Source organism: Mesorhizobium sp. P2_A8, from assembly GCF_056404935.1.
This window is the reverse complement of the sequence record NZ_JBFUDB010000001.1, coordinates 454,637-476,928: the sequence shown is the minus strand read 5'-3', so window position 1 is coordinate 476,928 and position 22,292 is coordinate 454,637. Positions and strand designations below refer to the sequence as shown.

At 63.5% G+C, this 22,292-nt stretch carries 23 protein-coding genes; 12 read left to right on the top strand and 11 right to left on the bottom strand.

Annotated features, from left to right (window positions below):
* Window positions 1-73: 73 nt before the first annotated feature.
* Both AC1D10_RS02335 and AC1D10_RS02330 read right to left on the bottom strand, forming a co-directional pair.
* Window positions 74-298 carry a hypothetical protein gene (locus tag AC1D10_RS02335; protein ID WP_477268723.1) on the bottom strand — a complete coding sequence of 75 codons (225 nt, stop codon included), beginning with the start codon at window positions 296-298 and terminating at the stop codon, window positions 74-76.
* A gap of 133 nt (window positions 299-431) precedes the next feature.
* Window positions 432-2,435 (bottom strand): PhoX family protein, encoded by a 2,004-nt coding sequence (locus tag AC1D10_RS02330; RefSeq protein ID WP_477268722.1) that lies wholly within the window; start codon window positions 2,433-2,435, stop codon window positions 432-434.
* Between the two features lie 319 nt (window positions 2,436-2,754).
* Here AC1D10_RS02330 and AC1D10_RS02325 point away from each other — a divergent pair, with 319 nt between their 5' ends.
* On the top strand, window positions 2,755-3,183 hold the full coding sequence (locus tag AC1D10_RS02325; RefSeq protein WP_477268721.1) for a hypothetical protein: 429 nt from the start codon (window positions 2,755-2,757) through the stop codon (window positions 3,181-3,183).
* Window positions 3,184-3,537: 354 nt separating this feature from the next.
* The gene (locus AC1D10_RS02320; RefSeq protein ID WP_477268720.1) at window positions 3,538-3,939 is read left to right on the top strand and encodes a hypothetical protein; all 402 of its coding nucleotides are present in this window, start codon (window positions 3,538-3,540) and stop codon (window positions 3,937-3,939) included.
* A 115-nt stretch (window positions 3,940-4,054) separates the two neighbouring features.
* Here AC1D10_RS02320 and AC1D10_RS02315 read toward each other — a convergent pair whose 3' ends face one another.
* The gene (locus tag AC1D10_RS02315) at window positions 4,055-4,717 is read right to left on the bottom strand and encodes a response regulator (RefSeq protein WP_477268719.1); all 663 of its coding nucleotides are present in this window, start codon (window positions 4,715-4,717) and stop codon (window positions 4,055-4,057) included.
* Complete coding sequence (locus AC1D10_RS02310; protein ID WP_477268718.1) at window positions 4,714-6,105, bottom strand: sensor histidine kinase; 1,392 nt, start codon at window positions 6,103-6,105, stop codon at window positions 4,714-4,716. The genes AC1D10_RS02315 and AC1D10_RS02310 overlap by 4 nt, the downstream gene beginning before the upstream one ends.
* A 168-nt stretch (window positions 6,106-6,273) precedes the next feature.
* On the opposite strand from AC1D10_RS02310, the gene AC1D10_RS02305 reads away from it, so the two are divergent.
* The 5 genes from AC1D10_RS02305 to AC1D10_RS02285 all read left to right on the top strand — a co-directional run bounded on the left by AC1D10_RS02305 (window position 6,274) and on the right by AC1D10_RS02285 (window position 10,420).
* Window positions 6,274-6,615, top strand: a complete 342-nt coding sequence (locus AC1D10_RS02305; protein WP_477268717.1) for a hypothetical protein — start codon at window positions 6,274-6,276, stop codon at window positions 6,613-6,615.
* 14 nt (window positions 6,616-6,629) lie between these two features.
* A complete protein-coding gene (locus AC1D10_RS02300; RefSeq protein WP_477268716.1) occupies window positions 6,630-7,331 on the top strand; it encodes a phosphatase PAP2 family protein in 702 nt (233 codons plus the stop codon).
* Window positions 7,332-7,615: 284 nt separating this feature from the next.
* Window positions 7,616-7,894 carry a helix-turn-helix domain-containing protein gene (locus AC1D10_RS02295; protein WP_477268715.1) on the top strand — a complete coding sequence of 93 codons (279 nt, stop codon included), beginning with the start codon at window positions 7,616-7,618 and terminating at the stop codon, window positions 7,892-7,894.
* 63 nt (window positions 7,895-7,957) lie between these two features.
* On the top strand, window positions 7,958-9,694 hold the full coding sequence (locus AC1D10_RS02290) for a SulP family inorganic anion transporter (protein WP_477268714.1): 1,737 nt from the start codon (window positions 7,958-7,960) through the stop codon (window positions 9,692-9,694).
* A gap of 183 nt (window positions 9,695-9,877) precedes the next feature.
* Window positions 9,878-10,420 (top strand): hypothetical protein, encoded by a 543-nt coding sequence (locus AC1D10_RS02285; protein WP_477268713.1) that lies wholly within the window; start codon window positions 9,878-9,880, stop codon window positions 10,418-10,420.
* A gap of 196 nt (window positions 10,421-10,616) precedes the next feature.
* Here AC1D10_RS02285 and AC1D10_RS02280 read toward each other — a convergent pair whose 3' ends face one another.
* Entirely contained in the window at window positions 10,617-11,261 is a 645-nt protein-coding gene (locus tag AC1D10_RS02280; protein ID WP_477268712.1) for a glutathione S-transferase family protein, read from the bottom strand.
* Window positions 11,262-11,411: 150 nt separating this feature from the next.
* Window positions 11,412-12,026: a hypothetical protein gene (locus tag AC1D10_RS02275; protein WP_477268711.1), complete on the bottom strand. Its 615-nt coding sequence runs from the start codon at window positions 12,024-12,026 to the stop codon at window positions 11,412-11,414.
* A 181-nt stretch (window positions 12,027-12,207) separates the two neighbouring features.
* Here AC1D10_RS02275 and AC1D10_RS02270 point away from each other — a divergent pair, with 181 nt between their 5' ends.
* Entirely contained in the window at window positions 12,208-13,356 is a 1,149-nt protein-coding gene (locus AC1D10_RS02270) for an amidohydrolase (RefSeq protein ID WP_477268710.1), read from the top strand.
* Between the two features lie 207 nt (window positions 13,357-13,563).
* A complete protein-coding gene (locus AC1D10_RS02265; protein WP_477269812.1) occupies window positions 13,564-14,037 on the top strand; it encodes a VOC family protein in 474 nt (157 codons plus the stop codon).
* A gap of 40 nt (window positions 14,038-14,077) precedes the next feature.
* On the opposite strand, the gene AC1D10_RS02260 is transcribed toward AC1D10_RS02265, so the two are convergent.
* Complete coding sequence (locus tag AC1D10_RS02260; RefSeq protein WP_477268709.1) at window positions 14,078-15,625, bottom strand: FAD-dependent monooxygenase; 1,548 nt, start codon at window positions 15,623-15,625, stop codon at window positions 14,078-14,080.
* Between the two features lie 440 nt (window positions 15,626-16,065).
* Between AC1D10_RS02260 and AC1D10_RS02255 the strand changes: the two genes are divergently transcribed.
* Window positions 16,066-16,431 carry a hypothetical protein gene (locus AC1D10_RS02255; protein ID WP_477268708.1) on the top strand — a complete coding sequence of 122 codons (366 nt, stop codon included), beginning with the start codon at window positions 16,066-16,068 and terminating at the stop codon, window positions 16,429-16,431.
* Window positions 16,432-16,584: 153 nt separating this feature from the next.
* Here the strand turns inward: AC1D10_RS02255 and AC1D10_RS02250 are convergent, their stop codons facing one another.
* From AC1D10_RS02250 to AC1D10_RS02235, 4 genes are all read right to left on the bottom strand, one after another.
* Window positions 16,585-17,511: a DMT family transporter gene (locus AC1D10_RS02250; RefSeq protein WP_477268707.1), complete on the bottom strand. Its 927-nt coding sequence runs from the start codon at window positions 17,509-17,511 to the stop codon at window positions 16,585-16,587.
* Between the two features lie 133 nt (window positions 17,512-17,644).
* Window positions 17,645-18,274: a DNA-3-methyladenine glycosylase gene (locus tag AC1D10_RS02245; RefSeq protein ID WP_477268706.1), complete on the bottom strand. Its 630-nt coding sequence runs from the start codon at window positions 18,272-18,274 to the stop codon at window positions 17,645-17,647.
* Entirely contained in the window at window positions 18,253-18,633 is a 381-nt protein-coding gene (locus AC1D10_RS02240; protein WP_477268705.1) for a nuclear transport factor 2 family protein, read from the bottom strand. The genes AC1D10_RS02245 and AC1D10_RS02240 overlap by 22 nt, the downstream gene beginning before the upstream one ends.
* Before the next feature lie 141 nt (window positions 18,634-18,774).
* A complete protein-coding gene (locus tag AC1D10_RS02235) occupies window positions 18,775-19,635 on the bottom strand; it encodes an SMP-30/gluconolactonase/LRE family protein (protein WP_477268704.1) in 861 nt (286 codons plus the stop codon).
* 114 nt (window positions 19,636-19,749) lie between these two features.
* Here AC1D10_RS02235 and AC1D10_RS02230 point away from each other — a divergent pair, with 114 nt between their 5' ends.
* Both AC1D10_RS02230 and AC1D10_RS02225 read left to right on the top strand, forming a co-directional pair.
* Entirely contained in the window at window positions 19,750-20,550 is an 801-nt protein-coding gene (locus tag AC1D10_RS02230; protein ID WP_477268703.1) for a helix-turn-helix domain-containing protein, read from the top strand.
* Window positions 20,551-20,910: 360 nt separating this feature from the next.
* On the top strand, window positions 20,911-22,287 hold the full coding sequence (locus tag AC1D10_RS02225) for an adenylate/guanylate cyclase domain-containing protein (protein WP_477268702.1): 1,377 nt from the start codon (window positions 20,911-20,913) through the stop codon (window positions 22,285-22,287).
* Window positions 22,288-22,292: the final 5 nt, after the last annotated feature.

Genomic DNA, 22,292 nt, shown 5'->3' with positions numbered 1-22,292 from the left:
GCTTCAGCTTGAGAAGCAGGATGAATGTAGCTGTGGTTCAGCGCGCAGGATGAGCGAACCCGCTTGTCGGGCTTCAGGCCGACTTCGGTTCGAGCCGGCGGAAGCCGACGACTTCCATCAGCATGTCCTCTTCGACCATGCCGGCATTGTGCAGCGCTAGCAGGGTGAGAGCCAGTTCGCGCGCCTCGGCCGATTCGGGATGCGCGTCGCGCTGCCGGCAGGCTTCGTCGAACACACGTTGCAAGGTGGCGACTTCTGCAGGTTTGAGCAGGCCACGGTCATAGACGGACTTCGGCATGGCGATCTCCTGGTAAAGACCTAGGGCGCCCTGTGTAAATTGCCAATCTTTCCTGAGGCTTGACTGATTTCACACGAAAAAAGGAGGAGCCACGGATCACCGCAGCCCCTCCTTCCGATTGCGAACCGGCGTGTCAGACCGCGATCTTGCCGCCGCCCTGTTTGGTGATGGCGACGACCGCCGGCCGCACCGGCATGTCGGGCTTGAAGTCGGGCCAGCGCGTCGACAGGTCCTCATAGTAGGACGGGCGGCCGAACGCTTCCCAGTCTTCGCCGCCGTCGCCCGGATGCTGGACGGCGACGAAGGCGGTCTGGTCATCGGGCGCAAACAGCGGGCCGCACATTTCGGCACCGATCGGCACACGGAAGAACAGTTTTGAGGTCGCCCGTGCCGACCCTTCGGTGTCGACCGCCCACAGGCCGTCGGTGCGGCCAGTGGCTTTCGGGCCCTGGCCGTCGGTGGCCACCCACAGGCGTCCAGCCGAATCGACCGCGCAATTGTCGGGCATGCCGAACCAGCCATTGGCCGTCGTTGCCGTCGAGAAGGTGGCGCCGACATCGGCAACCGCCGGATCGCCGCACTTCAAAAGCACTTCCCACTTGCCCTTGGTGGCAGCGAAATCGCCACCATCCTCGGCGATCTCGATGATATGGCCGAAGGCGTTTTCGGCGCGCGGGTTGGCGGCGTCGATCTGGTCTGCCTTGCGCTTCGAATTGTTGGTCAGCATGACATAGACCTTGCCGTTGACGCCGTTGGGCTGGATGTCCTCGGGGCGGTCCATCTTGGTGGCGCCGAGCAGGTCGGCGGCGCGCCGTGTCTCGATCAGCACGTCGGCCTGGCTGGCAAAGCCGTTTTCGGGGGTCAGCGGGCCCTGGCCGAAGACGATCGGCAGCCATTCCACCGAGCCGTCCTCGGCGAACTTGGCGACATGCAGCGTGCCGTCGTCGAGCAGATCCTTGTTGGCGGCGCGGTCGTTCGGATTGAAGGCTGCCTTGGTGACGAACTTGTAGGCATAGTCGAAGCGCTCGTCGTCGCCGAGATAGAAGACGACGCGGCCATCCTTGGCGACGATCGATTCTGCGCCCTCATGCTTGAAGCGGCCCATGGCGGTGCGCTTCCTCGGCGTCGAGGTCGGATCGTTGACGTCGACTTCGACGATCCAGCCGAAACGATTGGCCTCGTTCGGCTCCTTGGACAGGTCGAAACGGTCTTGGTGTGCCGCCCATTCATAGGCGCCTTCGGGAATGCCGAGGCGCTTGTAATTGGCGGCTTCCTTGTGGCCCTCGGGCAATTCGCCGGAGAAATAGCCGTGGATGTTCTCCTCGGCCATCACATAGGTGCCCCAGGGTGTGACGCCGCCGGCGCAGTTGTTGATGGTGCCGAACACCTTGGTGCCGGACGGATCGGCGTTGGTCTTGACGCGGTCATGGCCGGCAACTGGACCGGACAGCGCCATTTCGGTGTTGGAGGTGATGCGGCGATTGAGCCTGCCGTCGCGCACCACCTTCCATTTGCCGCCGTCCTTGCGGATCTCGACGATGGTGCCGCCATGCGCGGCCATCTCGACATCGACCTGCTCCTTGCTGAGCGGCGCGACGTCGGCCGATTTCTTGCCGTCCTTCTCGACGATCTTCACGATGCCGGGGAACATCAGATGCGGGGTGGTGTATTCGTGGTTTACGACCAGCAGGCCGTGTTCGGCCGAGCCGTCGATCGCGATGTAGCCGACATAGTCGTTGTTGTAGCCAAACTGTCTGGACTGCGCTTGCGCCGTCTGTCTGGTCGGGTCGAACTCCGGCGAATCGGCAAACAGCGGATCGCCCCAGCGCAGCAGCACATCGGCATCGTAGCCCGGCGCGACATGATGCTTGTCGTCGATGCCGGCCTCCAACTCGTCGAACGCGAAGGCCGAGCCTTCGGCGGCCCGGGCCTGGTCGGCGCTGACCAGCGCCAGTGGGCTGACGGTGGCGGCAATGGCCGAGACGGCCAGCGAGCCCTTGAGGAAACCACGCCGCGAGAACCGCGCGGCGATGATCTCGCCCATGGTGCGGTTGTCGGTGGGATTGGTGGCCGGGCCGTCATTTTCCTCAAGCAGGCTGGTGCGGAATTTGGCGTCGGGGGAGCGGTGTTCGGTCATCGGGCTTGCCTCTGGCTTAGGGTGGCTGGAGCGGGTTGCCTGTTCAACCCCTTATAGTCGCCGGATCACATTTTCGTGACACCAAGGACCCTTCAGCCGCAACAGGCATTGCGCGCCGTTGGCCAAGCATTCTGCGAGCAGCAGGAAGCGCTGGGACAAAGGTCCCTTGTCAGACCCGGCAAAGGTCCCTTGGCGGCATCGCATCGGTCGTGGGCCGGTTACGCGAGGCGGCGATGTCGGCGATGGTCGGCCGCTTGCGAACACCGGCCCTGAAATCCGCCTGCCTGAATCGGCCGGCCCGATTGAAGAGGAGACCAGGATGCGCAGATCGATCACGATCCGTTATTGCTGGCTGGCGCTGAGGGCGACGTCGGCATTGGCGCTGGCCGTCGCCCCCTGTCAACTCGCTTTCCACGGCGCGGCTCCTGGCATCGTTGCGGCAAGCGCGCATGCCAAGGATGGCGGACAAGGTGGCGGCAGCGGCGGGATTGGCAACAGCAACAGCGGAAACGACGGGGATGGCGGCAATTCCGGTTCCGACGAAGGACACGACGATGCTGGGCGTCATGTCAATGCGGCAACCGGCGACAGGGTCGAAGTGGAAGGCGACAAGATCGAGGTCGAGCATCCCGACGGCATCACGGAGGAGATCGAGAACGGTCGCTTCGAGATGAAGGATGCACTCGGCCGCACGATTGTCGAACGTCCGGCGACGGCGGACGACATCAGTCGTCTCCAAGCTTTGTGAAGGTTTTACAAGTCACCTCCGCCGCCCCCGGCGGAGGTGACTTGATGTTCGGCGTCTGCCGCCGCTCGGCGTCAGGAAAGCCAGTTTCCCGTCGGCGATGGCGGTCGCCGCCGTTCATAGAAGGCATTTATTATCACACTCTTGGGACTTTAGTCCAATCTTGCGCTTGCAAAGGTCCTAGGTGACAAGCGCAACGGTCGGACGCGGCTTTCGGGGATCGTTTCTTTCGGCGATGCTGCTGCAACTGCAACGTCGACGGTGGGCGCGCCAGCTCAATCGACGGAGATCAGGATGCACAGATCGACCACGCCCCGTTGTTGCCGGCTGGCACTCAGATCGGCAGCCGCGCTGGCGTTGATCATCGCTCCCTATCAGATTGACTTCCACGGCTACGCCCCGGGGATCCACGCCGCGAGTGCACAGGCCGGCAAGGGCGGCGGTGGCGGCGGCGGAAACGGCGGCGGGGGCGGTGGCGGAAACGGCAATGGTGGTAACAGCGGCGGCAACAGCAGCGGCGGCAACGGCAAGGGAAACAGCGCCGGGGCCGGCAAGGGGCAGAACGACAACGGCCATCATGTCAACGCCAAGACCGGTGACGAGGTTGACGTGGACGGCAACAAGATCACGGTCCAGCATCCCGACGGCATAACGGAAACGATCGAGAACGGCCGTTTCAGGATGGAGGATGCGCTCGGGCGTACGATCATCGATCGCCAGGCCACGCCGGCGGATGTCAGCCGCCTCAAGGCCTTGTGAAGTCGGCCAACAGGCAACGGCCGGCTTCACACGTCACCTCCGCCGCCCCCGGCGGAGGTGACCTCGTTTTTGTCCGGCGTCACCCGGTTTTCCAGCAGTGCGCTGACGGAAGCCTCTACGAATGGTTCCGGTCTCGGTCGCGCGCCTCACGCATCATCAAGGCGGCTTCAGTGCGGTTTCGCACGTTGAGTTTCGAGAGCACGCCGGTCATGTGATGCTTCACGGTCTTCTCTTGCAACGCCAGCCGCAAGGCCACTTCCTTGTTGCTCAGCCCCTCCGCCACCAGCCGCAGAATTTCTGCCTGTCGCTCGGTGAGTTGCCGCAGCCGGTCCTCTATGCCGTTGGTCGGCTGCAGGGACTGGAGATCCGAAAGCAGGCGGGCCGACAGCGTCGGCGAAAGATAGCTTTCGCCGGCCGCCACGTTATGCAGAATGTCGGCCAGCGCGCGCGACCCGATACCTTTGAGGACATAGCCACGCACCCCTGCATTCAGGGCCCTGGTCACATCGGCATTGGCCTCCGAAACGGTCAGCATGACGATCTTCTGGGCGGGATGGCCGTCAAGGATGGCCGCAACTGCGGCCAGACCGCCGCCCGGCATGGAGATGTCGAGCAGCAATATGTCGGGCTGTATCGTCGAGACGATGCGTTCGGCATCCTGCGCAGTGGCGCCCTCGCCAACCATCTCGAAGCCTCCGAGTTCCGTCAGGCTGCGCGTCACGCCTTCGCGGAAGAGGGGATGATCGTCGATAATGGCGATACGAATGGCACCAATCATGCTTGCTCCTCGACCGATAAACGGATCACCAATCGCGTGCCTTGCGGCCCGGTCACGGTTTCGAACTGGCCGCCAATACTTTCAACCCGCTCTCTGAGGCCAGCGAGGCCAAGCCCCTCGACCCGTGCCGGATCGAAGCCTGGCCCACCGTCCGATACTTCGACAAAGAGCCTGCCACCTTTCATCCCGGCAGTCACCGCCTGATCCTTGCCTCGCCCGTGGCGATAGGCATTGTTCAGCCCTTCCTGCACGAAGCGGTAAATGCTGATCTTCTCAGAGGCGCCGGGCTCTCGCAACTGTCCGGCCAGCGTGAGTCTCACGGACGTTCCCGTCCTCGCCTCGTGTTCGTTGACGGCCAGCCGTAGAATGTCCGTTGCGGCAGCCGTCTCTATCTGCGGCAGGACGAGGCCGGTGCAGATACCGCGTATTTCGCGCATCGCATCCTCCAGTGTCTTGCGGATCATCGCGACCTCGGTCGTTCGGCTTTCGCTTGAATGGCCATCGCCGGAAAATACCGGACTGTCCATGCGCAGCGCCGCCAGCGCCACAAGTTGGGCCGGACCGTCATGGAGGTCGGCGCCGATGCGACGCAGGTAGCTTTCGTTGAGCGCGGTGGCGCGGCGGGACGCCCGCTGCACGCGCAGCCGCAAGGCGCTGTTTTGCGCCACCAGGCCCTGCAACTCCGACACCTGGCGGCGCAGCGCCCCGCGCTGATCGTCGATGGTGCGGCTGCCGCGCAAGACTATGCCGGACAGCAGCAGAAATGCCGCCAGGGTGGCACTGGCCACGATCAGCCAGCTTGACAGGAGAGCGGAAGCCAGTGTGGCTTTGAAGTCGTCGGCGATCTCATAGAATTCGGTGACGGCCACCACTTCGCCGGACCAGGGCTCGCGCACGGGATTGTAGATCTCCAGCAACGGCACGCCGATCGCCTGTTCCTGGCTTTCGTTCTCATCGAACGTATCGAATTGGGCGACGACGTTGCCCTGGAAGGCGGACCGCAGACCGACGCTCGGATCGAAGCGGCGGCCAATCAAGGCCGCCTCCTTCGCATAGAGTACCGTGCCGTCACGGCGCCAGAGCCTGAACGACACGATGCGCTTGCCGAGCGCGCCTTGGCCAAGCGTTTCGTCGAGCGCCTGCTTGACGGAGTCGCTGAGCTCCTGGCTCTTGCGCAAGTCGGGCAGCAGCGGCGCAATCACGCTGTCGACATAGAGGGCCGTCGTGGCGGCTGAATTGCGCATGACGCCTTCCCGGATCTGAGTCGTCACCCAGGCGCCCACCACCAGCATGACGGCCAGCAGGCCAAAGCCGCCGGCAATGACGAATTGCAGGGCAAGAGAAAGCTCGCTCCAGCGCCGCGCCAAGTCTTGAAAAAAACGAATCATGGCCCCCTGACCGCCCTTCAATCGATAGCTGGGCGATGCCAGCACATTGAGCTTCCCTCTTGCTGTTGCCAAGACCTACGTTTGATCAACGTCGCTTGACGTCCCGGCGCGCTTCGGAAACAAGGTCCGCGAGACACGCGGCGCGAGCCGCTTCGAGAGGGGTGGGACGTGAGCTTTTCGGGGTTGCTGCAGCTTGGTTTTTCGACGGTGATCTTCCTGCTGGCGGCGACGGCGGCCAAGCAATGGGGTCTGGCGCCGAGCCTCGGCAAGATCCTGCTGACGCTGGCGCTCTATTCGCTGGGCAATCTGGTCATGCTGCGGCTGATCCGCGAATTCGGCATGTCGGTGTCGTTCAGCCTCTCGGCCGTCATCCAGCTGGTGTCGGTGAATGTCGTCGCCCTGGCCTTCTTCGGCGAGCGCGTCAACGCGCTGCAGGCGACCGGCATCGTTCTGGCGATCGCCGCCGTGGCGCTGATCACGCTCGGGCCCTATCTGCAAGGGCGGTTGTAACAGGCGAGTTGCCGATGAAGAACGCCGCGAACGCTTTCATGAACCGGGTCGAATTCCCGGTGCTGCTGGCCGGCCTGGTCATCGCCGGCTGCCTGTGGGGGTTCGAGGAGCTGATGGAGGTGGCGCGGGCCACCACGCCGCACGCCTTCGACACCGAAATCCTGCTCGCCTTCCGCCAGCCGGGCCAGCCGGGGGTGCCGATCGGCCCACTTTGGCTGGAGGGCGCGATGCGCGACATCACCAGCCTTGGCAGCTCAGCCGTGCTGGTGCTGATCACGGCAGCGACGATCGTCTATCTTCTGTTGATCCGCCGGCCGGCGACGGCGCTGCTCATCTTCGTTGCTGTGGCGGGCGGCCAGGTGCTGTCGAGCCTGCTGAAGCTCGGCGTCGACCGGCCGCGGCCCGAGCTGGTTTCGCATCTCGTCAACGAGACGTCGCTCTCATTCCCAAGCGGGCATGCCATGCTGTCGGCGGTGACCTATCTGACCCTCGGCTCGCTGGCGGCCCGCTTCCTGCCAGGCCGGGTGACGAAGATCTATGTGTTGTCGCTCGCCGTGCTGACGGCGGTGCTGGTCGGCGTCAGCCGCATCTATCTCGGCGTCCACTGGCCATCGGATGTGCTGGCCGGCTGGTGCGCCGGCTTCGCCTGGGCGATGCTGTGCTGGCTGGCGGCGCGGGCTCTGCAACGATGGCGCGGGCAGGGCGATACCGCCTGACCGGTCGCCGTCAGATAAGCCTGTTGATCAGGTGTCCGCAGCCCGTCAGCAGGAAAACCACCGACAGCAACCATGCCGATCTCATGATGGTCCTCAAAATAGTCAACCGCGTTACCCCCCTGCCCCAGATGGAACATCTCTAGCTCGCATTCCTCAGGAAGTATCTGAAAAAATGGTCATGCAGGCAACGGCAGTTACGTCTCAAACATTCCTATTGATGCTTGAAACATCACAATGATGGTATTATACGCTAGATCTGCAGACTCAGACGGGGATTTCGGCCGATGATCACTGCCGCGCAGATGCGCGCCGCAAGGGCGCTGGCCGGCATCGATCAGAAGACGCTCGCCGAACGGGCCGGCGTTTCGCTTCCGACCATCCAGCGCATGGAGGCGAGCGACGGCGTGGTCAGGGGCGTGGTCGATACGCTGGTGAAGGTCATCCAGGCTCTCGACGAGGCCGGGGTGGAACTGATCGGCGAGAACCAGACCAGCGAGCGCGGCGGCAGGGGCGTGCGCCTCAAGCCAGTCGTGCCGCCAGATCCGAAAGCTGAGCCGGCATAAAGTCGCGACGGCGACCGCCGACAGTCCTGCCGACGATCCCGCCGCCTTCTGGAGCCGAAGGCCATGGATCAGACACAGCGAGCAGTGCATCAACCGGCCCAGAAGTCGGCCCAGAGGTCGGCGAAGCCGACATTCTCCGAATTGTTCACGCCAAAACTGGTGACGGTCTGGCGCGAGGGTTACCGCCTGCCGCAGTTCAAGGCCGACTTCATGGCCGGCCTGACCGTCGCTATTGTCGCGTTGCCGCTGTCGATGGCGATTGCGATTGCCTCGGGCGTGACGCCGGAGCGTGGCCTGTTCACCGCCATCGTCGGCGGCTTCATCGTCTCGGCGCTGGGGGGCAGCCGCTTCCAGATCGGCGGGCCGGCCGGCGCCTTCATCGTGCTGGTAGCGGCAACGGTTCAGCGCGAAGGCGTCGACGGGCTGCTGATGGCGACAATGATGTCGGGCGTCTTCCTGCTTGCCATCGGCTATCTCCGGCTTGGCACCTACATCAAATTCATCCCCTATCCGGTGACGGTCGGCTTCACCGCCGGCATCTCGATCATCATCTTCTCCGGCCAGATCGTCGAACTGTTCGGACTGAAACTCGGCCGGCCGGAGCCCGGGCCGCTGCTGCCGAAACTGGTGGCGATCGGCGAGGCGGCCGGCACGCTCAACATCTCGGCGACGCTGGTGGCGGTGCTGACCATCGTCACCATCGTCGCGGTGAAACGCTGGCGGCCGGGCTGGCCGGGCATGCTGATCGCCGTTGGCCTCGCCTCGCTGGTGGTGGCGCTGCTGGCGCTGCCGGCGGAAACGATCGGCACGCGCTACGGCGGCATTCCGCGCAGCCTGCCGTTTCCGGCGCTGCCGGCGCTCAGCCTGGACAAGGCAATCGCCGTGCTGCCGGACGCCGTCGCCTTCGCGCTGCTCGGCGCCATCGAATCGCTGCTGTCGGCGGTCGTCGCCGACGGCATGACGGGACGTCGGCACCGTTCCAATTGCGAACTGGTGGCGCAAGGCTTCGCCAACATGGCCTCGGCCCTGTTCGGCGGCATCTGCACCACCGGCACCATCGCCCGCACCGCGACCAATGTGCGGGCCGGCGCGTACGGGCCGGTTTCGGGCATGCTGCACTCTGTCTTCCTGCTGGTCTTCATGCTGGTGGCCGCACCGCTCGCCAGCTACATCCCGCTTGCCGCCCTTGCCGGCGTGCTGGCGGTGGTCTGCTGGAACATGTTCGAGAAGCAGGCCTTCGCCACGCTGCTGCGCGCCTCGCGCGGCGACGCGCTGGTGCTGCTGGCGACCTTCTTGATCGTCGTCTTCCGCGACTTGACCGAAGGCATCGTCGTCGGCTTCGCGCTAGGCTCGATCCTGTTCATCGACCGGATGGCCAAGTCGATTGCGGTGGAGGCGGATTTGCCACTGGTGCAGGACGATGTCGCCGACAGCAGCGGCCGCGCCTATGATGCCAGCGAGGCCAGCGACGCTGACACCGTCGTCTACCGCATTTCGGGCGCCTTCTTCTTCGGTGCCGCCTCTACCGTCGGCACCGTGCTCGACCGCATCGCCGACCAGCGCAGGAATTTCATCCTCGATTGTTCCGCGGTGCCGTTCTTCGATTCGACGGCGGCCAATGTCATTGAGGGCGCCGCGCACAAGGCCAAGCGCGCCGGCGTCCGGTTCATCATATCAGGCGCCTCGCCGCAGACACGGCGCATGCTGATCAACCACGGCGTCAAGCGGCCGCTGGTGACCTACGCCGCCTCGATCCGGGATGCACGGGCGCAGCTGAACGGGAAATTGGAGACGGAATAGCAAGCAGGATCTGCCGTCCGGTGGTTGCACCATCAGCATGAATCACCCGCCCGACATTAGGACCAGCTAACGCTTCATTGTCCGGAAGCATGCGATCTGCTACTGTTTTGGTACCGGCAAACGGCTCTGGATAGCCGCGCGTCCGACATCATGCACAAGACCAACTCAAACCGGAGAACGGCCATGAAACGGCTTCTGACGGTCGCTGCCCTTTTGGCGGCGAGCAGTTTGTTTGCAATGCATAGGGCAGCGGCCGATGATGCTGCGATGATCAAGAGCGCTGAATCCGCCGCGCCCGCCACAGTGGGAAGCGGCGCTGCGATCTACGCCATGGATGAGAAGGGTGCCATGCGCACGCTGCGCGAGGGCAAAAACGGCTTCTGGTGCATGCCGGACAGCCCGTCCACGCCTGGTCCCGATCCGATGTGTGGCGATGCCAACTCCATGGAATGGGCAATGGCCTGGATCGAAAAGAAGGAACCGCCCAAGGGCAAGGTCGGCTTCATGTATATGCTGTCCGGCGGCACCGACGGCAGCAACACCGACCCTTATGCGACGAAACCCGAGGAAGGCAACAATTGGGTAGAGACCGGCCCGCACGTCATGATCGTCAACGCAATGGACATGATGCAGGGCTATCCGACGGATCCCAAGCCTGACACGTCCAAGCCATATGTGATGTGGGCGGGCACTCCGTACGCACATCTCATGATCCCGGTTAAGTAGCTGAACAGAGCGCCACGCGGGCGCAAACGCGACAGAGCATTCCCGCTTCAAGACGATCGCGGCGGTCAAGGCTGAACTGAAGCGCGTGGGCTATTAGCCGCCGCGGAGGTCGTAGAATGCTGCCGTGGTCGCCTCGCTTGCCGGCACAAATTGTCCGCCGGTTGAATGTCAACTTTCGAACCCAGAACCGCGTTCATCAGCCAGTCGATGTGGCAGTGAAAACCGCCAATTGAGCGTCGAAAGCACGCCCGAAGGCGGGCCGCGCTTCGCCGCGGGCGACATAGGCGGCGAGGTTCGGATCCAGCAGGCCCGATCCGTTCAACCGGCGCAGGACACCCACCATCATGAGGTCGCCCGCGCTGAACGCACCATCGAGCCAGTCGGCATCACCCAGGCGATTGGAAAGCTGGCCCACCCGGTCACGGATGCGCTTCTCGACAAGCGGCAGGCGCTGCTCGTACCAGATCTCGTCGCGCTCGAGGAACCTCGCGGTTTCCCGTTCAAGGATCGGCGGTTCAACCGTGCTGAGCGCGGCAAACATCCAAGTGATCGCGCGCGCTCGGGCATCGGCATCATCCGGCAGCAGGCCCGCATGGCGCTGCGCGATATGGAACACGATCGCGCCTGACTCGAACAGAGCGAGATCGCCTTCTTCATAGGTCGGAATCTGCCCGAAGGGATGCAGCGCACGATGCGCGGGCTCCTTCATCTCGGCGAACGAAACAAGACGAACGCTGTAGGGCTGGCCCACTTCTTCGAGCGCCCAGCGAACACGCATGTCACGTGCCTGTCCCCTGCCGCGGTCGGGCGAGCGCTCAAAGGCTGTGATGGTGGGTGTCATTGGAAGGCTCCGGGAGGTTGCTCGGTGAGGTGTCCAGTTCTTGCTTGCCCACAGGACGAACGACCGGCATGATTTCCGACAACCAGGCTGCTTTTTGCCGACTGTTTCGTCGCCCGAACCCGAGTGCCCTAGGCTCCGCTTGCGACCGCGCTAGCGCAGCAGTCCCTCGTCTTCGAACGCGTCCCAGCCTTCCAGTCTTGGCCGTGCGGTATCTGCTTCGCGGGCATTCCTGGCATCGGCGGTCTTGCCCTTTCCAGCACGCGTCAGCGCCGCCTTTCCGGCCGCGCGCCGCCTGTTTTCAGCGGCTTCCCGTACGTCCTCCTCTCTCCAGATGGCCGGCAGGTCGCGATCCAGGACGTCCTCGATGTGTCGCGGGTCGAAGACGTGGAAGGTGACGGCCTTGGCTCGGCCGCGCAACTTGACGGTGCGCGTGCCGATGCTGGGCAGGCGACCGTCCTTGAGCCATTTGTGACGCTCTCGGGCAGAGATCGTCAAAATGTCCTCCGCCTCGCGCGGAAGCACGGGCAGTTCCTCGATGCCGTGCAACGTCCTCAAGATTTTCGCAGAGGCCGCGCTGAACTCGGCCGCCGCGGCTTGCGGCATACGCAATGCAATGTGCCCGGCCTCGGCCTTGACGCATTTGCTCGCGGCCCACGGCAGACGTGCCCGTATCTCGCGTTCGATCCCCTTCACACGCACCGACGACCCAAGCGTCGCCGATGGCGGTAGCGGCCATTCGGCAATCAACAGCGGGGGTTTACTCATGCTTTGCCCGGACGTTACCGGTCCAACCTACGATTCCGGATGCAGAATTCAACTCAGCCTACGCTTTCCGGTTCCTCAATGTCGATTTCCGTTCCGAAAATGCCGCATGTATCGGCGAGCTTTGACGACGCGGGGAGAACTGCGCATGCTATGCAGAATTGAGCCTGAGCGGAGAGGAAAATTGACCCTGACCAATCGAGACGTCGTCGAGCTTACGGCGTGGCGGCGCAAGCTGCACCAGCATCCGGAAATCTCGAATGAAGAGGAGAGGACCGCCAGGGAGGTCGTCGAGTTCCTCGCCGATACAAGGCCGGACGCGGTGCTGACCGGATTGGGTGGGCACGGCGTGGCGGCGATCTACGAAAGCGGCAAGCCGGGACCGACCGTGTTGTTCCGCTCGGAACTCGATGCGCTGCCGATCCACGAACTTTCGGGCGCGCCCCATTCATCACTGGTGCCAGGCAAGTCGCATATGTGTGGCCATGACGGACACACCGCGATCCTCGCGGCACTTGGCCGCCAGCTGGGGCGCGAGAGGCCGGCTCAAGGGCGTGTCGTGCTGATGTTTCAGCCGGCGGAAGAAACCGGCAATGGTGCTGCCGGCGTGGTCGCCGATCCGCGCTTCGGCGCGATCGCGCCGGATTTCGCGTTCTCATTGCATAACCTGCCCGGCGTGCCGCTCGGCGAGGTCCGGCTCAAGACGGGCGTGGTGAACTGTGCCTCACGCGGCATGCGCATCGTGTTGGAGGGGAAGACCGCCCATTCGTCCATGCCCGAGACCGGCATCTCACCCATGATGGCTGTCAGCCAGCTGATGCCGGCACTGCCTGCGCTCGGGCGTGGAACCTTCGCCGACGACGAATTCAGCATGGTGACAGTCACGCATGCCACGATGGGTGAAGCCGTGTTCGGCATCGCGCCCGGTCATGCCGAGGTTTGGGCGACGTTGCGCACCCGGCGCGACGACCGCATGGCCAGCCTGTGCGCCGCTGCTGAATCGCTGGTCACTGAGATCGCTGGCCAGCATGATCTTGCTGCTCGCTGGGGCTACCACGAGATCTTCGTTGCCAGCGTCAACGCACCGGAGGCGGTGGAGCATCTGCGGCGAGCGCTCGATGAGGAGGGCGTCTCGCACGGAGAGGAAAACCTGCCGATGCGCGCCTCTGAAGATTTTGGCGTGTTCGGTCACGCAGCCGCATCGGCGATGTTGTTTCTTGGTGCGGGCGAGCGGCACCCGGCGCTGCACAATCCCGACTATGACTTTCCCGACGACCTGATCCCGATCGGCTCGAGGGTATTCTTGCGCACAGTGCGCAACCTTCTGGCTTGACGTCAGCCATGTCACCGCTAGTGCAGAAACCCCGACATTCCGCCGGCTCATAGGGACATCGTTCGTGGCCTGGGGGCGGAACATCAGATGGCCTGAGTGCATTCTATGTTCGTGGGGCGCCGTCGAGGCCGACTGTGAACCCGCCCCCCGGGGGCGCGGGAAACCGGGCCGGAATGGCTTCAGAAGCGAAAGGGACAAGCAATGGCAATTGCCAAGAACACGATCTGCCTGTGGTACGACAAGGACGCCGAGGCTGCAGCCCGCTTCTACGCCGAGACTTTTCCTGACAGCTCGGTGAGTGCCGTCCACCGTGCTCCCAGCGACTATCCTTCCGGCAAGGCGGGCGATGTGTTGACGGTCGAATTCACGGTCGCCGGCATCCCCTGTCTCGGCCTCAATGGCGGACCCGCGTTCAAACCCAACGAAGCCTTCTCGTTCCAGATTGCCACTGACGATCAGCAGGAGACCGACCGCTACTGGAACGCCATCGTCGGCAATGGCGGCCAGGAAAGCGCATGTGGTTGGTGCAAGGACAAATGGGGCGTCTCCTGGCAAATCACGCCGCGCGTGCTGACCGAGGCGATGGCTGCCGGCGGCGACGAAGCAAAACGCGCGTTTGATGCCATGATGGACATGAAGAAAATCGACGTCGCCGCGATCGAGGCGGCGCGGCGCGGCTGACGGTGTCAGGGGGGATAAGGCTTCAGGCAGGTTCACGCGCCTATTCGACTTCGCCAAACCATCGCGACGCGGCCTGGGCGGCGCCCTCATAGTCAGGGGCAGTGTCAGCGGCCCAGGCGACGAAGCCATCGGGGCGCACGAGCACAGCGCTCAGGCCCAGCCGATCCTTGGCGTCGCCTGCTGCATAATTGATCCGCCCACTCCAGCGGCTTGCAAGCGCTTGAAGCTGCGTACCAGCGTCAAAGTCCAGCAACAGGCCTCTTCCCTCCCTGAGGAGCTCGCCGAGCCTCGTCCCATCGGCCAGCTCGAAGTCGGGAGCGCTGCGGCCTATCAGCGGGTGACTGCCGCCAAGATCATGGCGCAGAGAAACGCCCCACACGCGCTCGGCGAAATAGGTAGCGCCGTCGCGCGTGTCGATGAGATCGCGGATGATGGCTTCGAGCGCGCGCGAACTCCGGCTCGGCCGCATGAGCGCGACCTGGGCGCGCGACCAGTCGAGAACCTGCGCGCCTACTGGATGTCGTTCATCCAAATAGCTGTCGAGCAGGCCGACCGGAGCGTCGCCTCGGATGGTGGAAGCCAGCTTCCAGCCGAGGTTCATCGCGTCGCCAAGCCCGAGGTTGAGCCCCTGACCGCCCAAGGGGGAATGGATGTGCGCGGCGTCGCCGGCGAGCAGCACCCGCCCCCTGCGGTAAGCGGTCGCCTGATAGGCGCGATCCGTCCAGGTCGTGGCAGACCGGAGGGCCGTCACGGTGACGTCGGCACCGGAGACGCGGCGCAACACCGCCTGCACATGCTCGATCGTGATTGGCTGGGTTCTGTGGAAAGCGCCCCCATCGAACTCGACCATCGCGATCGTCCCGGGCAGTGAGTAAGTATACATGCCCGTCGGGGTGTAGTGGCGACCCAGGCGGAGCTTGTCCGGATCGGCCATCTCGACTTCAACGGAATAGCCGGTGAACTCGGGATCGGTGCCGACGAACTCAAAGCCGCCAGCTTTGCGAACCGTGCTGCGGCCGCCATCACAACCGACGAGCCAGCGTCCGCGGAAAGTCTCGCCACCAGCGCGAATGGTCACCTCCCCGTCCGCCTGTTCGAAGTCTTCGACGCCGAGGCCCCGCCTGATCTCGACGCCCATCGCGCTTGCGCGAGCGGCCAAGGCGGATTCGAGATATTCGATCTCGACCGCCATGCTGGTGGCGGCCGGACCTGGCAGGCGATAACGCCACTTCGAGGTGTCAACGATGTCGTGGTAGAACTGGATGCCGGCGAAATGGCCGCCCGGGCGGCGCGGCTGTTGCATCCAATGCGCAGCAGCCGAAGCGCTGCTGCGACCCGGGTCATCGTTCGAGCGTTGCGGCGCGGCGATGTCGTTCAGCAGGCCGCGGCGGTAGAAGGCCTCGATGGTGGGGGCGGAAAGGCCGCGCATGCCGAACGGAAGCCGCTTCAACGGAGAGCGCGGGTCCTTGGCCTGCTCCAGCACCAGGACCGAAAGGTCTGCGAGGCGAAGCTCACAGGCGAGAAACAAGCCGACGGGGCCGGCGCCAGAGATTACGACGTCATAAAGTGGGGGATGTCGGTCGTGCATGGACTACTCCTTGGTCGATGTTCGACCGGAGCGTTCCTCGAGTTTGAACACCACACGGACGAACGATTGGACGCTTGAGAAGCGTCCGATGTTCGTCGTGGGGATCTCGTGCACGAAGCCAAAGACCAGAGCTTTCGTTACCGAAAGGACTTGGGCTTACCAAACCAAGTCTGCCTTTTCCGACGCTGGCTATATAACGGTGTGGCGATTGATCCGCAACGGGCACGGCTGCCGCGGTGGCCAGTGGCAACGCCATTGGGGGCGCTGCCCGTCAGACGCGACGACCGTCAGCTTTGCGCCAAAAGCATCAGGGATTCCGGTTCTGAGTTGTGAAAAATGACTGACAACGATAACCGTTTCTCCGGCTGACTCATCGGAGATATCTCCCTGTGGAAGAAGAGATTCGTGGACTCAGAACTATGCTTTGGGGAGGCTTTCGGATGAGAATTGCAATCTTGGTCGCTTTGGCCGCGACATTGGCTGGATGTGTGACCTCTCCGGTCGTCTACGAAGCGTCGCTTTCGCAGCAGGACCCGAAATGGGTGTCGCCGGAATGCCAGCAAGCGCGCATGGCGGCCTCGGACTACGAAGCTCGCGAAAAAGAGCACCCGGGGTGGGGCTTCGGCGTCTTGCTTGGCCCGTACTCATTGGGGCTCGTGGCGGCCATCAAAGAGCACGAGCAGAAGCAACGAAAATTGTTCTCTCGCGAGGTGCACCTGCGCTGCTCGAGTCTTCCCCTGCCGGGGGAGCTGCAGGGCGATTCAAGCGCCCAGGACGCGATCGCAAATCAGACGAAGTATCCGTAGACATCACGATCGGCCTCCTTCGAGACGAAGCGGAGGTGCCCGCACTGTGCTGGATGGCTCGGGTGCTTCAGGATACGACAATACTCTGGAGCGGTTCCAGGGCCCGTGGTCCAATCGCGTGAGGTAGCCTTTCGCCAGGGAAGACAGGCTTGCTCAAACTGTCGCTTCGATCGGCTCGGCAAGCTTCGGATTGGCGCGCGCAGCGATCAGGCAGCCGGCGACGATCAGGCATGCTCCTGCCAGCGTGGTCCAGGCTGCCTCCTCGTCGAAAAAGAACCAGCCAAGCGCGATCGCCCAGATGAAGGCCGAGTATTCCGTCGGGATCAGATATTGCGCCTCGGCGCGGGCGTAGGACCAGCTCATCAGGAATTGCCCGGCAAGCGACAGCACCGTCACCCCGGCTAGAGGAAGCCAAAGGTGGGTTGGCAAGGCAACGGCAAGCCACGGCGCGGCGAGGCCGAGGATGATGGCAACGCAAAGGTTCTGGAACAGCATGATCTCGATCGGCTTGGCCAACTGCGCCTGTTGCCGCGCCAGGATCAAATTGTAGCCGTAGAACACCGTCGACACGAGCACCGCTGCCGTGCCGAGCATGGCATCTTGAGAGTAGCTTGCCTGGCCGAACTGGCCGGCCATGATGATTGCGACGCCGGCAATGCCGGCCAGCGATGCCCAGATTGCCTGCCGCCGGATTCGTTCGCCCAGCAACAGCGCAGCGAGGAAGAGAGCGAACAGCGGTGCGATGAAGCTGAGCCCGATCGCCTCCGCCAGCGGCAGCCTGGCGAGCCCCCAGAAGAAGCATATCAGAACGATGCCGACAACGGCGGCACGCAGCGCATGCAGCCGCAGCACCGCAAGGGTTGGCCGGGAGCGCGGCCCTGCCGACCAGGCAGCGCCTGCGACGACAGTCGCGACCATGCTGCGCCACAGCACCGTGTTGTAGACGCCTACGGCAATAACCAGGGTCTTCATCGCCGCGTCCATCCCCGACAGCAGGAAGATCCCGAGCGCGCATACGAGCACGGGGATCATCGGGGAAACGGCGCCGGTCAGGCTGGGTGTCTTCACGGCTTCACTCATGTGGCAGCCGGATATCTCAGGGCGAACCGTAGGGCCAGATGGCAGCATCGCCGATATGGCGGTCCAATCCGCAGGGATGGAGCGCCGGTCCCCCTTTGACGTGAGGGGGAGGGCGCGGCTGCGGGGGGGTCCCTTACGCGTTGAGCGATCCTGGACCGCTGACGAACGGGCTCTTCCTAATATAAAATCGCAGCAGGCGGTTCGCATCTTTTGAAATGCCGATCCTGGTGCTTTGCCCGATTTCGTCGGCTTCGTGGCCATCGCCTGCGAGCCATAGCGGGCCTTTCCGGCAAAGGTCGTGTCCGTCGAGTGAACGATCTATCCGCAACGCCTGGGCCAGCCTTCCCGGTCCCCGCGCCAGGTCGCGCAAACGCTCGATGCCGCGGTTGAGCCGCATGACCCCGATGCCCTCGAGCGGCTCGAGGGCCCGGATCAGGACACCGGTGCCGGTCCCTTGCATCTCGCTCGAGACATTCAGCATGGTGGAGATGCCGTAGGCGAGATAGACATAGGCGTGGCCGCGCTCGAGAAACAGCGAACGGTTGCGCGGGGTCATCCCCCGGTAGCCATGCCCGGCTGCGTCGCCGACGACATAGGCCTCGGTCTCGACGATGCGACCGCTGGCGATGCCTTCAGGCAGCTCCCGCACCACCAGCTTGCCAATGAGATAGCGGGCGAGGGAGACCGTATCCGCCGGCAGCTCCGCGCGGGCGAGCGGCGGATGGTCATCCCTGTAGCGGTTCACGGTATCCGCTCGACCCATTGCGCGCGCGAAGGCCCCGGCTCGAACGGATCGCCGAAATACTGCGTCTCGCGAGCCGCCTTGCCATCGAGGAACTCCATGATGCTCACGGTGTAAGATGGCTGCCCGTCATAGGCCAGGACATATTCAGTGACCCAAAAGTCGCCCGCGCCGACGATCCGCCGCACTGTGAAGCGCTTCCGGTTCGGCTGCGCGGCGCGAGACGACTGAATGTTTCGCCGCCCGCGGACGCGCTCACCCGATTGCGGATAGTCGAGCACCGCGTCCTCCCGGTAGATCTGATGCTCCTCCTCGAAATCGTTCGCGTCGGAGGCAGCCCAGTGGCGATCCAGAGCCGCTCGTATCTCACGGTCGTCCATGTCAAACCTCCCTTCGCCCTCGATACTGGGCCGGCGCACCATACGCCGGCCTGGAGCGGCCCTTCCAGAGGGGGAGGGGAGTGCCAAGCAAGGTTGGATGGCCCATTCGCTAAGTCGGCTAATTAAACTGGGAGATAGTTCTCAGTCGAGCTTCAGTGCTGCGACTTCGCCCTCGTTCATCAGCGGCACATAGAGGATCGACTTGCCGTCGGTACCGATGTCGGCGCTGCCCGGCTTGAAATGCGCCACCACTTCCGGAGCGCCGCCGGCATGATAGCGGTAGAGCGTGCCGGTCATGTAGGCGGTGGCGTAGACGGTGTCGCCGATGGCGATGACGCCGTCGAGGTCGGCGAATTTCTGCGCGCCTGGCAATGGCGAAACCACCTTGCTGGCGAGATCGACCGACAGCAGCCCGCCCGGCTCGGCGGTGCTGAAGTCGCGCTTGATGCCCTTGCCCCAGGAGGCGACGATCAGCCGGTCGCCGTCGGCGAAGACGCCGTTGGGCGAAGCCAGCGCCGCGTCTTTGATGAACAGTTCCGGCCGGTCGCCGTCGATGCGGTAAATCGCGTCGGCCAGCATGTCGGTGACATAGACCTTGCCAGACTGGTCCGATGTCATGTCGTTGAGGAAGACTGCATTCGGCACCGTGATGCTGGCGACGAGCTTGCCGCTGGCCAGATCGACGACGCGAACCTTGGTGATGTCGGCGGCATAGAGCTTGCCGCCCGAAATCGCCATGCCCTTAGGCGCGTCCATGCCGTCGGTCCAGTGCTGGGTGACTGTCTTGCCGTCGATCGAAAGCACCGACAGATAGCCGTTGCCGTCGGCGTCGCCGGGGTTGCCGACGATGTTGGAAACGATGATGCGGTTGTTGGCGGCGTCGAACAGCGCTGATTCCGGTTGTTCGAGGCCCGTCGCGCGCCAGAGTTCGCCCGCCTGGGCGGCAGGGCCCGCCGCGATGCCGATGACTGCGAAAAGGGCTGAGGTGATGAAGCGGTTCATGAGTGCTCTCCTGTGATGACGGATGGAGAGCTATGATTTTCGATACTTTTCGGAAAGGCTGATTACCTCTAGTATCGAAAGCCGATACGAAACTGCCGGCAAGAGGTGCATCCGATGAACGGTCTGATCTTCGAGGCGCTGAAGCGGACGCTGAAGGCGAAGGGCGTCACCTATCGCGAACTGGCCGAACGCATGGGCGTTTCCGAGCCGACGGTGAAGCGCATCTTCCACGAGCGCAACTGCAAGCTCGACCGGCTGATGGAGATCTGCACGGCTGCCGGCGTCGAGCTGGAAAATGTGCTCGGCTCGATGAACCGGGGGCCAGGACCGGTCAACCACATCGCACCAGAGATCGAGCGCAAGCTCGCCGGCCGGCCGGCGCTGCTGTTCATCTTCGTCATGCTGTCGGAAAAATTCACGCCCGAAGGCATCATGCGCTCGCAAGGCCTGAGCGAGGCCTCGATGTTTCTTTATCTGCGCGATCTGGAGGAGCTCGGCCTGATCGCGCTCGGCCGGGGTCTCACCGCGCGATTGCTGGTCGAGACGCCGATCCAGTGGAATTTCGAAGGGCCGCTGCGGCCGCTGTTCGAGATGACCAACAAGAATTTTGTCGGCTGGGCCATCACCCATATCGACAAGGAAGCGACCTTTGTCAGCTTCTCGAGGCGGATGCGGCCGGAGACGGCGGAGATGGTGCGTCGCGAGGCGGAGGAGCTGGCGAACCGCGCCAAACTGCTTGCCCATCACGACCAGCACACCACGCCGGAGGACGGGTTGGTCGGCTACAAATGGACATTTGCTTTTGGCGCAACCCCGTTTCCGGCGATCATGCCGATCGGCCCGCACCCGCGCGATGCCGGCGCGTTCGATCGGCCCGCCACTCCTGCAAAGGGACGCCGCCGGTTACCGGCCTGACACGGCCAATTATCCCGAGCAGGATAGGGCGCGTTGGGACAGAACAGATCCGGCACCAACACGGTTAGCCCTCTGCAGCCATGCGTTCCGCCATGCCGCCCAGCGCCGGCCGCGGGCCGAACGCATCCATGTAGAGAATGACGCCGGGCACTGCGGTTTTTTGGTGACCTGAACAGGGAAGCCTCCGCCTGTCCTGCTTTGGTTTTCACCGTGATCTTTTGTCCGGACATTTTTGCTCTTTGCAGCCGCGTTTCAAAAATGAAATCACATTCATGATAGAGTTCGCGCACTGATTTGCCAGACTGTAGAGTGCGGGTTTGCCGAGTGCGTGACACGTCCCCCTGAAATCGAAGTGTTCCTATGCCGACCGCGCCAACACTTGAACTTCGCCGCTATTCGCGCCTGAAAAATTTGCGGGCGCGCGCAGAACGCCAGGGTGCTGCATTGCAGTTCTGGGCGCGTACGGCATCGCTCGCTGCGATCTCCTGCTTCTTTTCATTGATCAGCCGCTGGGATGCTTCGCTGCTCTTCGTGCTGGCGGGCCTCGCGCTGTTCCAGCTCGTCGGCCTGATCCAGTTTCTCTTTGCGCGCCGTCGCACGGCGCGATGGTGGATCGGTTACGTCGTCGGTACGCTGGACATCATTCTTTTGACCGTTCTGCTGGTAACGCCCAACCCGTTTTCCCTGGAGGTCGCGCCGGCCGCGATGCAACTGCGCGAGGGCAGCTTCAAATTCCTGCTGATTTTCGTATGCCTTGGCGCGCTGACCCTTTCGACACGATTGGCGCTCTATCTCGGCGCGCTCGCTGCCTTGACATGGGCGATCGGGGTGGGATGGGTGATTTCTCATCCGGGAACCGTCATTCCGGCGACGAACCTCTATTCGCTGCCGATGACAGAGCAACTGAACCTCTATCTCAACCCCAATTTCGTCGATACATTTGCGCAGGCGACCAACGTGTTGATTGTGCTGATTATCGGCGCGATCATGGCGCTGGTCGTCTATCGTTCCCGACATCTGTCGGAAGACTATGTCAAGGCAGAGCGCGCCCGCGCCAATCTCGCCCGGCATTTTTCGCCCAATGTCGTCGACCAGCTCGCCACCGATGACGAGCCCTTCGGCCCGGTCCGCCGACAGGATATCGCGGTGCTGTTCGCCGACATCGTCGGTTTCACACACTATTCCGAGGATCATCCGGCCGAAGCAGTGTTCGAACTCCTGCGTCAGTTCCACCGTCGCATGGAACAGGTCGTTTTCGACCACCAGGGCACCGTCGATAACTATATCGGCGATTGCATCATGGCGACATTCGGGGTTCCGCAAGCTAGCCATGACGACGCGACCCGGGCCATCCAGTGCGCTGAAGCAATGGTCGCCGCTCTCGAAGACTGGAATGTACAGCGGGTGTCCAGGGGATACCCGCCGCTGGACGTTCGGATCGGTGCACAATATGGCGCAGTGGTCATCGGCGCGGTCGGCAGCGAGCGCAACCTGTCCTTCGCGGTGGTGGGCGACACCGTCAACGTCGCCAGCCGTTTGCAGTCGCTCTGCCGCGAGCTTCAGGCGAGTATCTGCTTTGGGTCACGACTGATTGAGGCCGCGAAGGCGGAATCGCCCACGACACAGCTGAATGCGCGCGATCATGGACCGGTGAGCATCCGCGGCCGGGACGAACCGGTCCATGTCTGGGTCGAACACAGAGCCGAAAACCAGGGTGCTATTGCGGTTTCGGCGTGATTTAG